Source organism: Micromonospora matsumotoense, assembly GCF_900091525.1.
Classification (GTDB): domain Bacteria; phylum Actinomycetota; class Actinomycetes; order Mycobacteriales; family Micromonosporaceae; genus Micromonospora; species Micromonospora matsumotoensis.
In genome coordinates, this window is sequence record NZ_FMCU01000002.1 from 246,889 (window position 1) to 260,472 (window position 13,584).

The following is a 13,584-nucleotide window of genomic DNA, read 5'->3' on the forward strand; positions in this document are numbered from 1 at the left end:
GGCGGCGCACGGTCGGCGCACCCGCGGCCGGAACCCCGCCAGGGGACGACGAGCGGCCCCCGCACCGGCTGCGTAGGCTGCCCAAATGAGCGCACCGTCCCGCATCCTGGTCTACGGGGTGTACGGCGCGGGCAAGTCGACCCTCGCGGCGGTGCTGGCCGACCGGCTGCGGTTGCCGTGGCATCCGGTCGACGACCTGCTGTGGCAGCCCGGCTGGGTCGAGGTGCCGGTCGCCGAGCAGCGCAGCCGGATCATTGCGGTCTGCCGGGGCGACCGGTGGATCCTCGACGGGGCGTACCACGGGTGGCGGGACGTGCCCCTGGACCGCGCCGACCTGGTCGTCGCCCTGGACTACCCCCGCTGGCGTTCCTTCGGGCGGCTGCTGCGGCGTACCCTCCGCCGGCTGGTCACGGGGGAGGAGATCTGCAACGGCAACCGCGAGTCACTGGGCAGCGTGCTGTCCCGGGACTCGGTCCTGCTGTGGCACATCAGCGCATTCGGTCGGGCCCGGCGACGGATGCGGGCCTGGCAGGCCGACCCGTCGGGGCCGCCGGTGGTGCTGTTCCGCTCCCCGACGGAGCTTTCGCGCTGGCTGGCCGCCCTGCCCCGACGGTGAGCGGCCGGGACGCCCCCGCGCCCCGGCCCGTCACTGTTTGGGCGCGGCGCCGTTGTCGACGAACCGGAACACCGTTTCCAGGGGGGCGTCGCCGAGCTCCTCCAGGATCAGCCCGCGCTGGTCGGAGTACTGGAGGTACGCGGAGTTGTTGCTGAGGGCATAGGTCCGCTGGCCCCCCTCCGAGCCGTGCACCACGATCGAGAACAGTTGCCTCGGCTCGTCCGGCGAGCAGGCGGCCGCGACGACGGTGAGCGGGTCGGAACCCGCCGACCGGACCTGCCAGCAGTCCCGGTTACCGTCGGCGTTCGGTTCGGCGGTGCGGACCAGGTAGGTGCCGGACCCCTGAGGCACGAACACGAACAGGCGACGGCCCTCGTCGCCGTCGACCTCGCCGAGGCTGCCGTCGTCGAGCAGGGACACCACGGACTCCATCGCGGCCGGCCGCAGGAGGACGTACCGGCGCCCGCCGAGCCGCAGCGGATCGGTGGGCGCCGAACTCTTCGGCGCGTCGGGCGTGGCGCTGGGTGTGGCGCTGGGCGATCCGGACGTCGGTGCCGCGGTGCTCCGGGTCGGCCCCGCGGACGGGGTCTGCGGTGACGGACCCGGCGTCGTGCCGTTCGGGCTGGCGGGCAGGGTGGTGCGCGCAGGCCCGGCGAGGTGGACCACGGTGGCGCCGGCCCCCACCGCCCCCAGCAGGGCGACACCCAGCGCGGCGGTCGCGAGGTGCCGACGCCGACGCCTGCTGTCACCGCGTCGACGGACCTCGGCCACGGCGGTGAGCCGACCGGTCTGTCGGGCGTGTCGGGCCAGCCCGTGCAGGGCCTCGTCGAGCATGTCGTCAGGCCCCATGGCTCCTCCCGGCCGTCGTCTGATGTCCGTCACCGGTCAGGTATCTGGCCAGGCCCTGACGGCCCCGGGCCAACCGGGTCTTGACGGTGTTCGGATTCGCCCGGGTCTCCGCGGCGATCTCGGCCACGCTGAGGCCGACCAGATGGTGCAACACGATGGCCCGGCGCTGCTCGGTGGGGATGTGCCGTAGCGCGTCGACCAGCACCACGTGATCGACGGAGACCGGTTCCACCTCCTGCCCGGTCGCCTCCCGCCGGTGCGCCCTGACCCGGTTCACCGCCTTGCGCCACGCGCTCACCGCCACCCGGTAGGCGACCTTGCGTACCCACGCCTCGGGGCTGTCGCACTCCCGCACGGTCGACCACCGGCTCCAGGCCCGGGCGTACGCCTCGGCCACCGCGTCCTCGGCCTCGGTACGACTGCCGAGCATCGCGTACACCTGCCCCAGCACCCGTTGTGCCGACGAGGCGTAGAAGGCGTCGAACTCCTCGGCGTCACGCATCGGTCACGCTCTCCCAGCGCCCGGTCGGCGCTGATCCCGCCCCACCCGGCCCGGGGACCGCCCTGCCCCGCGCCGGCCCGGTCGGACCGGACGGGGTCGCTCTCCCGCCCGGTCCGACCGGCCTGCCGTCAGCGGTTGGCGGGCGCCGGTCCGTTGTCGTTGAACCGGAAGCTGCTCGTCGGCGGGGCGTCACCCAGCTCCTCGAGGATGAGGCCGGAGCGTGCGGAGTCCCGCAGGAACGCCCCGGCGTTGCTGATCAGGTAGGACGGCGTGGTGCTGGTCGCGGCGACGATCTCGAACTGCTGGCGGGGATCGTCGGTCTTGCAGGTGGCAGCCCGGACCTCCAGCGGTCGGGTGTCGCCCGGATTATGCACCCGCCAGCAGAGCGGGCCGGCACTGGCCCGCGAGTACGCCTTGATGAGGTACTTCCCCCCGCCCAGCGGGGTCGGCACGAAGAGCTGTCGGCCCTGGTCGTCGTCGACCTCGGCCAGCCGACCGGAGTCGGGCAGCGACAGGCCGCTCTCGAACGCGCCGACCCGGACGATCGTGTACTGACGGTTGCCCGGGAACCCTCTCGGGGCGCTGCTCGTCTTCGGAGGCGTGGCGGACAACCCCACCGGGACGCTGTCCGTGACGCCCGTCACGTCCTGCCCCGCCACGGCCGGCGGGGCGGCGTCGGCCCCGGGCCGGGTGTCCACCGCACAGGCCGCCAGTGCTCCGGTCAGTGCCAGCAACCCGGCACCCGCGAGCCATCGTTTCATCGACATTGTCCGCTCCTCCACCTCGGGACGTGGTCGGCAGGTCCGCCGTGGCACCGGCCCGGTGCCGACGTCGTTGCCCGACTCACCTCTCAGGACGTTCGGCGCGGCCGCCAGGTTTCAGCCCCACCCCACGATCTTTTCGGCACCGCCGACATCGTCCTGGCGGCGAAACCGCGACGCCGACCGCTGCACGTACCGCTGGATCGTCGAACACGAGCGGGTGCGCGGCGGGATCGCCCTGCGCCACGACCGCGACGAACACACGCAATGGGTCGGCCACCTCGGGTTCGGTATCCGCCCGTCGGCGCGACGCCGTGGGCTGGCCAGTTGGGCCCTGGGCCGGATGCTCGACGAGGCGCGCGCGCTCGGGCGGGACCGGTTGCTGGTCGTCTGCGCAACCGGCAACGTCGCCTCGGCACGGACGATCGAGCGGTGCGGCGGAGTCTTCGAGGGCATCGGGGAGACCCGGTTCGGTCCCACCCGACGCTACCGGATCACGCTGTACGGGTAGGGCCGGCGGCCTGCGGCGCGACACGCGGTGCCGGCCGACGGGCGGTGCCCGGCCGGCGACTTTGGGATGCTGTGACGGTCCAGCAGGTGATCCATCCGACTCGAAGGGACCTTTCCGATGGCAAAGGTCATCTCCACGCTCTTCATCTCGGCCGACGGTGTGGCCGAGATCGACCCCGACTGGCACTTCCCGTACTTCGACGACAACATGGGCCGGGCCGTCAGCGAGGACTACGACACCGCCGACGTGTTGCTCATCGGCCGGGAGACCTACGACAGCTTCGCCGGGGCGTGGCCCGGCCGGGAGAGCGCCGGCGGCGACGACGCGCCCTTCGCCAAGCAGCTCGGTGACCTGCGCAAGGTGGTCGTGTCGCGGCAGTCCCGGGAGTTCCCTTGGCGCAACTCCGAGCTGCTCGACGGCGATCTCCTCGAGGTCGTCGCCGCGTTCCGGAACGACACCGGCATCGGTGGCGTCCTCATCCCCGGGTCGATCTCCGTGGTGCAGCAGCTGCTCGCCGCCGGACTGGTCGACGAGCTGCGGCTGCTGGTGCACCCGGTGGCGGCGCGGAAGGGCCGCAAGCTGTTCGACGACGGTGACGCGCCCTACCACCTGCGGGTGACGACGACGGAGGTGTTCCCGACCGGGGTGATCCGGGTGGTCTACGCGCCGGTCGAGGCGCCCGCCACGGTCGGCTACGACGAGGTCAAGGAGCAACTGCCCGCAGGAGAGTAGCCGCGCCCCGCGCGGGCCGCCTCGGCCGTCGTCCCCGCAGGTGGCACACCGCGCCACCGTCGTCGAGTGGTGCCGGTCCGGCCGGTGGTCCGCGCGGCGACGCGGTCGGCGTACCGGCTAGGGGGTTGGTCCGGGCGGTTGCCGGTCCCGCTCGGCGGCGGTGACGCCGCCCCGCGCCCGCAACCAGACGACCAGCTCGGTGGCGCCGCGCCGGACGGCCGCGTCCAGGGCGGTGCGGTGCTCCCACGGCGGTATCCAGTTGAGCCGTGCGCCCCGCTCCCACAGGTACCCGGCGCAGGACTGCCGGCCGCCGTGGCAGGCGCCCCAGAACGCCGCGTCGATCTCGTCCGCCGACGGCGGGACGACGCCGGTGCAGGCCCGCTCCACCCGGTCGAGCAGGCCGAGCGTGGCCGCGTCGGTGAGGGTGGTGCGGGCCCCCCGGACGACGAGCCGGTACGCCGCCCGCCACTGGGCGAAGGCCCGCGCGTCGGCGAGCGGCGTACCGCCGGCGATCACGCCCCCGGCCGCCTCGATGTCGGCACCGGCGTCCAGCAGCGCGTCGACGACGTCCACGTCGTCGCAGCTGGCCGCCCAGTGCAGCGGGGTCTCCCGGTGCGGTCCGGCGAACCGGGCATCGACGTCGCCGCCGGCGGCGACCAGGGTGGCCACGGTGGCCGCCCCGTGCGGAAACCGGCCCGGCCAGTCGGTGACGACGTGCAGCAGCGTGCGGGACGTCGCACCGGGGGCCCCGCCGACGTGGTCGACGAGACGCGCGGTGGCCAGCCCCGGGTGTGCGGTGAGCAGCCGCCGCAGCGTGGTGAGGTCGCCGGTGCGGATCGCCCCGGTCACCGTGACCGCCAGCGGGTCGTCGACCGCGAGTAGCAGGAGGTCACCCGTCACCTCCGCGACCCTACCCGCCGCCGGGGAGCAGCCGGTCCAACGGTCGGGGGACGTGGTCCAGATCGAGGGCGTGCACCAGTGCGGCGGCGTACCTCGCCTTACGGCCGCTGGTGGTGCCCAGGAACCGGCGTAGCTGCCGCTCGACGGACCGACCGCGCTGGGCGGGCTGGTTCTGGAAGACCCGGAATCTGGGCAGGTCGCCCTCGGTGGCGAGGACGTCCTCGACACCGGAGGGACCCAGCGCGCGGATCAGCTCGTCCTCCAGGTCGGCGACGCACACCGGGAAGCCGAGCGCCTCCATCGCGGTCCGGCTCAGGTCGACACCGAGGCCGACCTGCTCCAGGCCGCGCCGGAACCAGCCCTCCTCGGCCTCGTCGCAGAGACCCCGGACGGTCAGGCCGAGACCCGGCGGGCCGAGCAGCCGCAGGAACCGGCCGGCGCTCATCGCGCCCCCGATCGACAGCACGCAGACGCCCTCGCCGGTCAGGTCGCGGCCACGCCGCACGGCCAACGCCTCGACCGCGCTCCGGTCGCTGACCCCCTCGACGAGCACGACCGTGGCCACCCCGTCACCGGCCAGGCGGCGGGCGGTCACCGCCGCCCCTGCGGCGTCCGCGCCGCCGGCCGCCCAGGTGCCGACGGCGGCGCGGAAACGGTCCGGCTCTCGCACAGGTGGCAGTCTCGCAACCACCGTCCCGGGCCGCCACCCGGATTCGCCAGGCGGTCGCCCGCCTGGCGGCACACCCCGACCAGGCAGGCGGACCGTGGCACCGGGAAAGGCGGCGGACTGCGCCACCGGGAATGGCGGCGGACTGCGCGGCACTGGGAATGGCGGCGGGCCAGTGGTGGGCGCGGCCCCCGGCCGAGCAGTTCCCGGAGCACGGCCGGGGACCGGCGGCCCGGGTGATCACCCTGGCGGCCGGCGTTCCGAACCCGATCCGACCTGCGGTGCGGTGAACTGGAGCTGCCACCGGGAGCCGTGCCGGCTGAGCCGTACCACCGCCAGCGGGGCGACGTCCAGTCGGGGCAACGCGGCCATCGGAAGCCGCAACGCGTGCACGATCGCCACCCGGACCACCATCGGATGGGTCACGGCAGCGATCCGGACGCCCGGGGCGAGTTGATCGTCGAGCCAGCCCCCGACCCGGTCGCGCAGCGCGGCGAGGGACTCCCCGCCGTGCGGCGCGGCCTCCGGCGTCCCCCACCACTGCCGTAACGCCTCGGGCTCCCGCGCCCCCACGTCCGCCAGGCTCCGCCCGGCCCAGCCGGCATAGTCGCAGTCGGCCAGCGCGGCCTCGACCGTGGGGCGCAGCCCGATGGCGTACGCGGTCTGCACCGCCGCCGGGGACGGGCTGGTCAGGCAGACGTCCACCCTGCCCAGGGTGGCGTGGCGGCCGGGGCCGACCAGGGCGAGAGCGGCCTGCCGGCCGCCCTCGTCCAGGTCGTCGTCACCCGCGCCGAACACCGCGCGCCGCAGGGCGGCGGTGTGCGCGTGGGCGACCAGCCGCAGGCTGGTCGCGGTCACAGGTGGGCCGGTGTTCCCTGACCGATCGCCGGCTCGCCGGAGCGGTCGTCCGCGTGCCGCGCGCTCTCCGGCCGTCCGCCGCCCCGACTCATCAGGGCGCTGAACAGCAGGCCGATCGCGGCCCAGAGCACCACCTGGGTGCCGAGGGAGGCCAACCGGAAATTCCACAGCAGGGTCGCCGGGAAGTCGTCCGGAACCTCCTGGAACGACGGCAGGACCACATAGCCGACGACGGTGACCAGGAGGAATCCGCCGATGCCGGCACCGAACCGTTGCCAGACCGGCGCGTCGGCGCGGACCGACCGGTAGCCGAGGGTGCCCGCCCAGACCGCCACCAGGCCGAGCACCACCAGCGCCAGGTAGGCGACGGTGCGCTGATCGATGGTGTCGGGATCGCCGACCGCCGGGGGATTGGCCGGGTACTTCAGGAACGGCACGAGCACCGCGCCGAGCAGGGTGCCGCCGGCGAGCAGCAGCGCCGACCGGCCGTCGTCCGTGGCACGCAGGCGACGGCGCAGCAGGACGTACGCGGTCGCCAACAGACCACCCATCGCGGTCCCGAACAGCCCGGTGGCCAGGAACAGGCCGGCCCGCTGACCGTCCCGACCGACCAGTTCGTCCTCGTGGTGGTCGTCGGCCACCGGACCGGTGTGGGTGGCCGCCTCCTCGATCGCGATGGCCGCCTCGATGCGCGGTTCTCCGACGAGATAGCCGAACGCCCCCGCGAGCAGGCCGGCCACGAGACCGGCGAGCAGACCGCGGAGCAGGACGGTGGCGAACGTGGGTGGGTTGTGGGTGGTGGTCAGTGGCACGGGACACCGAGCAGGTGCCGGCCGTCGTGCATGAGTTCGTGCAGGTACATGCCGCTGCGCGAGACCGCGCCCTGGTCGAAGGCGACCAGGTAGGTGAGCAGGAGGAGTACGCCGACGACGGCCAGAGCCGTCCCCCACACGCGGGCCGACCCGACGGGGTGGACCAGCGGCTGGGCGGGAGTGGAACTCGACATGGGACACGAACCTTCCCGGGGATGACGCGTCCCCATCGCAAGGCTGCGGACGACCGAGCGTCCTGGCTCGCGGACCCGTCGATGACGGGACCGCTCACAGTGGCGCGACCGCGCCGGAATCTCACCGGCTTACCTCGCGACGCCGCAGATAGTGGCTCGACCGTAGCGGCGCGACCCCCGGCCGGTCAATCGCCGTCCCCGCCGAATGTGAGACACCCGGCGGGGACGGCACGTCATCGACCGGCGGGCACCGGTGAGATGGGGGCGGCGGCGCGACGACGCCGTCGGGCCGCCGCCCCGACGACGGTGTCGATGGTGAGGAAGGCGAGGAGGGTGAGTCCGAACAGGGGTAGCGCCCAGCCGATCGCCGCGGTCAACGGCACGCCGACGAGCAGGACCCACCACGGTAGGGCGCGGATGCCGCCCCGGGCCGGTGGGGTGCCGGCGAGGGCGCGCCGGTCGGTGCGGGTGGGGCGGCGTTGCCACCACATGCGGTAGCCCCAGACGATGACGCAGAGCAGCCCGAGAGCCAGCGCGGCGAGCAGGAGTTGGTTGATCGGGCCGAAGAGCACACCCATGTGGGCCTGGATGCCGAGGCCGCTGAGCTTGGCCAGCAGCGGCCAGTCGGCGAAGTCGCTGCGGGCGGTGACCGTGGCCGTCGCGGGGTCGACGGCGACCCGGTCCTTCGCGACCGGCCAGGTGTTGTCGACCTGGGTGACCGTCCAGGCCGAGCCCGGCTCGGCGGGCGGGGCGATCTCGACCGGGCCGGCCAGTCCGGCCGTCCGGGCGGCGGTCAGCACCCGGTCGAAGGCGGCCGACTCGACCACCCCGCCCGCCCCGGACGCACCGTGATGGCCACCGCCGTCGGTGTCGGCCGGGCCGTTCGGCGTCGCGGTGAGGGCGGTGGACAACAGCGGGGCGCGGGCGTCGAGGGAGTCGAGGCCGGCGCCGAAGTTCGCGCCGGCGTACCGGGACCAGGTCAACCCGGTCGCGGAGAGGAACAACAGGCCGACGGTGAGCCAGACCCCGAGGGTGGCGTGCCAGCCCCGGGTCCGGCGGACACCCCGGGCGGCGGACAGGTCCGGCACGAGCAGATGCCGCACGGTGGCCCGGGAGGCCCGGGAGGCCCGGCGGCGTCGCCACCACAGCACGACCCCACCCAGCGCGATGATCCACAGCCAACTCGCGGCCAGCTCCGAGTAGTGCCGGCCGACCACCCCCAGGTGCAGGTTGCGGTGCAGGTCGTCCAGCCAGGTGGTGGCCGGCGTGGAGCCGAACCAGGTGGTCAGCTGCCCCTGCACCCGTGCCGTGTACGGGTCGACGTACACGGTGTGCTGCTTCTCCCCGTACTCCGGGGCCGCGAACACCACCCTCGTGGCCTGGTCGCCCGCTCCTGGCTGCACCGAGGCGACACTGCCCTCGGGGTGGGCGTTGCGGGCCGCCCCGACCTGGTCGGCCACCGGCAGCGGCCGCTCACCCACCTCGGCCACCGTCATCCGGTCGCCGTAGAGCACCCCGTCCACCTGCGGCGCGACCGTGTACGCCAACCCGGTCAGCGCGGCGACCACCAGGAACGGCGCGACCAGCACACCCGCGTAGAAGTGCAGCCGCAACAGCAACGCGCCGAAGGGGGAGCCGCCACGGGCCGGCCGGATGGGCGGGTCGGCGGGTGGCGCGGCTTCCGGCCTCGACGTGCCGGGCAACTCAGTGACAGACATACTCATCCGATCGGAATAGTCGGGATGTACCCGATGGTCGCCCCGTGCCTGCGGACGGGTCAGCCCGCGTTCGTGGTGCCGGCGTCGCCCGGTGAGATAGTCGGAGCGGACGCCCCTACGGTTCCCGGGAATGTCCCGACGGGACGCGACGCCGCAGGACCACCGTCGCCGCCGGTGCCGGAAACCCCTGCCGGCACCGGCACCGGCGGTGCCGGTGCCGGCCGACAGCGACCGGGGTCGACACTGGACGGTCCGTCGTCGTGCCGGCGGACGACCGGCCCTCGGTGGCGCAGCGACCGGCGTCGCGCTGGCCCGCGCTCAGCGGCGCAGCGACCGGCGTCGCCACCAGAGCGCGCCCACCGCCACCGCCAGGGCGACCACCGCGCTACCGGCCACGCCCAGGACGGTGCCCCGGCCGCCGCCGTCGTCCCCGGCCGTGGCGGCGGCCGGGGAAGCCGACGCGGTGGTGGGGGCGACGGTCGGCGCGGCGCGGTCGGCGGGGTCGGCCACGGTGAACGGGTACGACCCCTGCACCGGGTGCCCGTCGGCGGACACCACCCGGTACGCGACGGTGTACGTCCCGTTGGGCAGGGTGTCCGTCACCTGGACGGTGCTCTTCGTCCCGTCGACCACCGGATCGCCGGTGGGGACGCGCCGTTTCGTCCCGTCGGTGAGCACGATGGTGGTGAAGGCCGGGTCCAGCCGGGCCAGGAACTCGAGCGTGATCTCGGTGGGCGCGCGGGACAGGGTCGCCTCCCGAGCCGGGGAGGCCGAGCTGAGGCTGTTGTGCGCCCAGGCCGGCGTTGCGGCGACGAGCAGCGCCAGTCCGGTGGCCAGCAGTGCGGCGGCGAGCCGGACGACGGCGGGCCGGCAGGTCGAGGTGATCATGACGCTCCGCGGGACCGGCTCATCCGAGCACCTGCTGGCCGATCCAGCCGTCGGATGGGCAGCCGGGCGGGACGGCGAAGACGGCGGAGCCGATCGGGGTGGTCCATTCGTTGAGCAGGTCCCGGTCGGCGAGTCGTCGTTGGATGGGCAGGAACTGGGTGGTGATGTCGGCCTGGTAGGCGGCGAAGATCAGTCCACTGTCGGCGTGCCCCTGCGGGGTGGGTGTGCCGTCGTAGTTGTAGGGACGGCGCAGGATCTTCAGCCGGTCGTCGGTGACGTGCGCCCGGGTGAGGTGGGAGAAGTCCGGGATGACGGTGAGGCCGTCGTCGCCGGTGGCGGCGAAGTCGGGTTCGTCGTGTTCGGCGGTGCCGGTGAGCGGGGCGCCGGTGTCGAGGCGACGGCCGATGGCGAGTTCCCGGTCGGTGCGGCCGAGCAGGTCCCAGGTCTCCAGATTCATGCTGATCCGGCGGACCACCAGGGTGGTGCTGTCCTTGAGCCAGGCCGGGCCGTCGGGCACCCACACGGCGGTGTCCAGCGGGGGCCCGGGGCGGGGGTTGGCGGTGCCGTCGAGTTGACCGAACAGGTTGCGTTGGGTGTGACCGGCGGGCTCGACGCCGGGGCTGCGCCGGAAACCCTGCTGCACCCAACGGACGGTGGCGAAGGGCCGGCTGTCCTTGATCAGCACCCGTTGGGCGTGGGCGACGGTGACCGCGTCGTCGGCGCAGATCTGCACCAGCAGGTCACCACCGGACCAGGCCGGCTGGAGCCGGTCGACACGGAACGCCGGCAGGTCCACCACCGACGGCGGCCGGCGGTCGTCGACACCGGCGGCCCGGTAGAGGCCGGGGCCGAAACCGAAGGTCACGGTGAGTCGGGCGGGCAGCAACCCGAGTTCCGCCTCGGTGTCGGCCAACGCCGGCCGGCCCTGGGTGAGCCGGGCGGCGTCGTCGCTGAGCAGCCGCAGCAACCGGCCCAGCGCCGCCCGGTCGGTCCCCGGTCGCAGGGTGAACGCGACGAACGCTCCGTGCGCCTGTGGCTCGGTGGTGACCCCGGCCTGCCGGGGACCATGGAACGGCTCCACCAGCGCACCGACGGCCGCCACCGGGCTGGGCGCGGCCACCGCCGGCCGGCCACCGGCCTCCCGGTCACCGGTGGCGGCGGCGACCACCGCCCCACCGGTCACCGCCCCACCCGCAGCCAACGCCCCGCCGGCGAGCAGACCCCGCCGGCTCACCACCCGGGCGGTCGGGGTCGCGGTCACGACGCCGGACTCGCCGTCGGCTGCCCGCTCATGCCCGGCATGGGCGCGCCGTGGCCGGGGGCGTAGCTCTCCTGCGCCCCGGTGAACGGCTTCGCCACCGCGGTGAACTGCTGGGTCCGACCATCGCCGAAGGTGAGGGTCACGGTGAGGGCGTCACCGGCCTTCACCGGCTGACGCAGATCCATCAGCATCAGGTGGTCACCGCCGGGCTCCAGGACATGGGTGCCCTTCGCCTTGATCACGATGCCCCCCTCCTTCTGCCGCATGACCATCTTTCCGTCCTTCATGGTCATCTCGTGCAGCTCCATCGACGACACCGACGTCGTGGCGCCGGTCAGCGTCACGTCGGCGTCGCTGTCGTTGACCAGGGTCCCGAAGGCCGCCGTCATGCCCTTGTCGGCCGCCTTCATCCACGGGTCACGGATGTCGACCACCCCCCCGACCGCGCTTGCCGGGGCCGAAGCGCTCGACTGCGGAGCTGCGGCCGGATCGGCCGGGCCACAGCCGGCGATGCCGAGCGCCAGCAGCGCTGCGGCGGTGGCGAGGAGGACTGACGGGCGTCGATTCGAGCCGAGTGGACCGGTGGGGCGCATGGGTTCTTCCTCCGTTGTGCTGATGCTCTGTCCCGTTGGTCGGTCACCGGGCCCCGAAAGTTCCGGCCGGTCGGCATCGTCGTTTCGTGGTGGGTCAGGCCGCCGACCGGTCGCGGACCCGCGCCGAACCGGGGTGCGGCGGCACCAGGCGCAGCGTCGGCGTGGTGGTGGGCACGTCGTGCGCGGTCAGCCGCCACGCCGGACGGTCGCGCTGGCCACGCCCCGCCGGACCGTCCGGTCGCAGCCGGGGTCGGGACAGGGCGACCACGATCAGGTAACCGGTGAGCAGGAAACCGTGACTGACCAGCCGGGCCGGCTCCACCCGACCGGTGACCAGGTCGTTGGCCGAGAGCAGCACCAGCGCCCCGACGAAGGCGCTCAGAGTCGGCAGGAGCCCGCTGGTCGGGGTGCGCCGGGTCGCGACGAAGAGGAAACCGGCGCCGACGGCGATGTTCCAGGCTGCGGACTCGTGCCACAGGTGCCCGGACGCCAGCGTGTCGAGCGGGCCGTGGGCGTGGCCGGCCGCCGGGCCCCGCCCGACCTGCGCCAGCCCCAGCACCAGTTGCAGGGCGCCGATGAGGGCCAGCCCGGTGCGCAGGGTGAGCACGACCCGGTCCCGGATCCGGCGGGGTGCGGGGAGCGCGGCCAGGACGACGTCGGCGAGGTCGGGGCGGGGGTCGGGGCCGGGGACGGCCAGCGTGAGGCGCTGCCGGTCGGGACCGGGGGCGGAGAGGGTCAGGCGGCACCGTCTGGTCACCGTCGCGGCCCGGTCGCACCATTCCCGGCAGCCCGCGCACCCGTCCAGGTGGGCGTCGGCCGCGATCCGCTCGGCGGTGGTCTCCTCGCCGTCCAGCTGCGCCGACAGGACTTCACGCCACTGCTCACACCCCATGTAGCGGTAGTCGTACCGCAGGGCGTCATGGTTCCCGCAACTTTCCCCGGGCTGCCGTCGCGGCCCAGGTCAGCGGTCAGCCGGCGGCGCTTCCCGGCCTGCGTCGGATCGACCGGGGGTTGCCGTCGACCGCCACCACGAGATCCTCCCGGGCCCGCGCGACCCGGGACCGGATGGTGCCGACCGGGCAGCCGCACACCTCGGCCGCCTCGGCGTAGGACAGGCCGAGGACCTGGGTGGCGACGAACGCCTCCCGCCGGTCGGCGGGCAGGGACCGCAGCAGGTCGTTGAGGACCACCTCGCCGTCGAAGCCGCTGCCCCGGGGGTCCGGGGTGTCGTGCCACTCGGACAACGGCACCGTACGCGGCCTCGACGTGGCGGCCCGTACGTGGTCGACGGCGGTGCGGCGGGCGATGCCGAGCAGCCAGGTCCGGGCCGACGAACGGGCGGCGAACGACGGCAGCGACCGCATCGCCCGCAGGTAGGTCTCCTGGGTGAGGTCGTCGGCCTCGGCCGGGCTGATCAGGTGGGCGACGAACCGTCGTACGTGCTGCTGGGTCGCCCGGATGAACCGGGCCGCAGCCTCCCGGTCACCCCGACCCGCGGCCAACGCCCACGCGGTGACCTCCGCGTCGTCGTCGCTCACCTGCCCACCTCCGTGTCCGGTTCCGCCGCCCGTCAACGGTCACGACGGGGTGTAGTAGGTCCCGGGCGAGCGTACGGCATGCCCGGTGTCACCCTCGCCCACTGGTACGGGCGGAAACGGCCAGCGGATCACCGCATCCACGGCGGAGAGCATCCGCCCGGTCTCCGCCGGGTGCGGGGTCCGG

General features: G+C 74.3%; 17 protein-coding genes and 1 riboswitch. Of the genes, 3 read left to right on the forward strand and 14 right to left on the reverse strand.

Annotated features, from left to right (window positions below; all coding sequences use genetic code 11):
- The first annotated feature begins 85 nt into the window (after positions 1-85).
- On the forward strand, positions 86-616 hold the full coding sequence (locus tag GA0070216_RS04795) for a P-loop NTPase family protein (protein ID WP_091239529.1): 531 nt from the start codon (positions 86-88) through the stop codon (positions 614-616).
- A 30-nt stretch (positions 617-646) separates the two neighbouring features.
- Here the strand turns inward: GA0070216_RS04795 and GA0070216_RS04800 are convergent, their stop codons facing one another.
- From GA0070216_RS04800 to GA0070216_RS04810, 3 genes are all read right to left on the reverse strand, one after another.
- Entirely contained in the window at positions 647-1,465 is an 819-nt protein-coding gene (locus GA0070216_RS04800) for a hypothetical protein (protein WP_091239532.1), read from the reverse strand.
- Entirely contained in the window at positions 1,455-1,967 is a 513-nt protein-coding gene (locus tag GA0070216_RS04805) for an RNA polymerase sigma factor (RefSeq protein ID WP_091239533.1), read from the reverse strand. The genes GA0070216_RS04800 and GA0070216_RS04805 overlap by 11 nt, the downstream gene beginning before the upstream one ends.
- Positions 1,968-2,095: 128 nt before the next feature.
- Positions 2,096-2,734, reverse strand: coding sequence for a hypothetical protein (locus GA0070216_RS04810; protein ID WP_091239535.1), 639 nt, complete (start codon positions 2,732-2,734; stop codon positions 2,096-2,098).
- Positions 2,735-2,801: 67 nt separating this feature from the next.
- On the opposite strand from GA0070216_RS04810, the gene GA0070216_RS04815 reads away from it, so the two are divergent.
- Both GA0070216_RS04815 and GA0070216_RS04820 read left to right on the forward strand, forming a co-directional pair.
- The gene (locus tag GA0070216_RS04815; RefSeq protein WP_245722303.1) at positions 2,802-3,239 is read left to right on the forward strand and encodes a GNAT family N-acetyltransferase; all 438 of its coding nucleotides are present in this window, start codon (positions 2,802-2,804) and stop codon (positions 3,237-3,239) included.
- Positions 3,240-3,356: 117 nt separating this feature from the next.
- On the forward strand, positions 3,357-3,971 hold the full coding sequence (locus GA0070216_RS04820) for a dihydrofolate reductase family protein (RefSeq protein WP_091239540.1): 615 nt from the start codon (positions 3,357-3,359) through the stop codon (positions 3,969-3,971).
- 117 nt (positions 3,972-4,088) lie between these two features.
- Here the strand turns inward: GA0070216_RS04820 and GA0070216_RS04825 are convergent, their stop codons facing one another.
- The 11 genes from GA0070216_RS04825 to GA0070216_RS04875 all read right to left on the reverse strand — a co-directional run bounded on the left by GA0070216_RS04825 (position 4,089) and on the right by GA0070216_RS04875 (position 13,400).
- Positions 4,089-4,871: an ankyrin repeat domain-containing protein gene (locus tag GA0070216_RS04825; protein ID WP_218108129.1), complete on the reverse strand. Its 783-nt coding sequence runs from the start codon at positions 4,869-4,871 to the stop codon at positions 4,089-4,091.
- Positions 4,872-4,881: 10 nt separating this feature from the next.
- A complete protein-coding gene (locus GA0070216_RS04830; RefSeq protein ID WP_091239542.1) occupies positions 4,882-5,541 on the reverse strand; it encodes a TOPRIM nucleotidyl transferase/hydrolase domain-containing protein in 660 nt (219 codons plus the stop codon).
- A 237-nt stretch (positions 5,542-5,778) separates the two neighbouring features.
- Positions 5,779-6,396, reverse strand: coding sequence for a histidine phosphatase family protein (locus GA0070216_RS04835; protein WP_176738835.1), 618 nt, complete (start codon positions 6,394-6,396; stop codon positions 5,779-5,781).
- Entirely contained in the window at positions 6,393-7,208 is an 816-nt protein-coding gene (locus GA0070216_RS04840; protein ID WP_091239546.1) for a CbtA family protein, read from the reverse strand. Before GA0070216_RS04840 ends, GA0070216_RS04835 begins: the two co-directional genes overlap by 4 nt.
- Positions 7,199-7,402: a CbtB domain-containing protein gene (locus GA0070216_RS04845; protein ID WP_218108131.1), complete on the reverse strand. Its 204-nt coding sequence runs from the start codon at positions 7,400-7,402 to the stop codon at positions 7,199-7,201. Before GA0070216_RS04845 ends, GA0070216_RS04840 begins: the two co-directional genes overlap by 10 nt.
- Before the next feature lie 60 nt (positions 7,403-7,462).
- A riboswitch (cobalamin riboswitch) is annotated at positions 7,463-7,531 on the reverse strand.
- Positions 7,532-7,635: 104 nt separating this feature from the next.
- On the reverse strand, positions 7,636-9,120 hold the full coding sequence (locus tag GA0070216_RS04850; protein WP_091239551.1) for a PepSY-associated TM helix domain-containing protein: 1,485 nt from the start codon (positions 9,118-9,120) through the stop codon (positions 7,636-7,638).
- Positions 9,121-9,438: 318 nt separating this feature from the next.
- Positions 9,439-10,008 carry a copper resistance CopC family protein gene (locus GA0070216_RS04855; RefSeq protein ID WP_091239554.1) on the reverse strand — a complete coding sequence of 190 codons (570 nt, stop codon included), beginning with the start codon at positions 10,006-10,008 and terminating at the stop codon, positions 9,439-9,441.
- A gap of 19 nt (positions 10,009-10,027) precedes the next feature.
- The gene (locus GA0070216_RS04860; RefSeq protein ID WP_425413136.1) at positions 10,028-11,242 is read right to left on the reverse strand and encodes a Dyp-type peroxidase; all 1,215 of its coding nucleotides are present in this window, start codon (positions 11,240-11,242) and stop codon (positions 10,028-10,030) included.
- 23 nt (positions 11,243-11,265) lie between these two features.
- The gene (locus GA0070216_RS04865) at positions 11,266-11,862 is read right to left on the reverse strand and encodes a copper chaperone PCu(A)C (RefSeq protein ID WP_091239562.1); all 597 of its coding nucleotides are present in this window, start codon (positions 11,860-11,862) and stop codon (positions 11,266-11,268) included.
- Between the two features lie 94 nt (positions 11,863-11,956).
- Positions 11,957-12,754, reverse strand: coding sequence for a zf-HC2 domain-containing protein (locus GA0070216_RS04870; protein WP_091239564.1), 798 nt, complete (start codon positions 12,752-12,754; stop codon positions 11,957-11,959).
- A gap of 76 nt (positions 12,755-12,830) precedes the next feature.
- Positions 12,831-13,400, reverse strand: a complete 570-nt coding sequence (locus GA0070216_RS04875) for a sigma-70 family RNA polymerase sigma factor (RefSeq protein WP_091239567.1) — start codon at positions 13,398-13,400, stop codon at positions 12,831-12,833.
- Positions 13,401-13,584 lie beyond the last annotated feature (184 nt).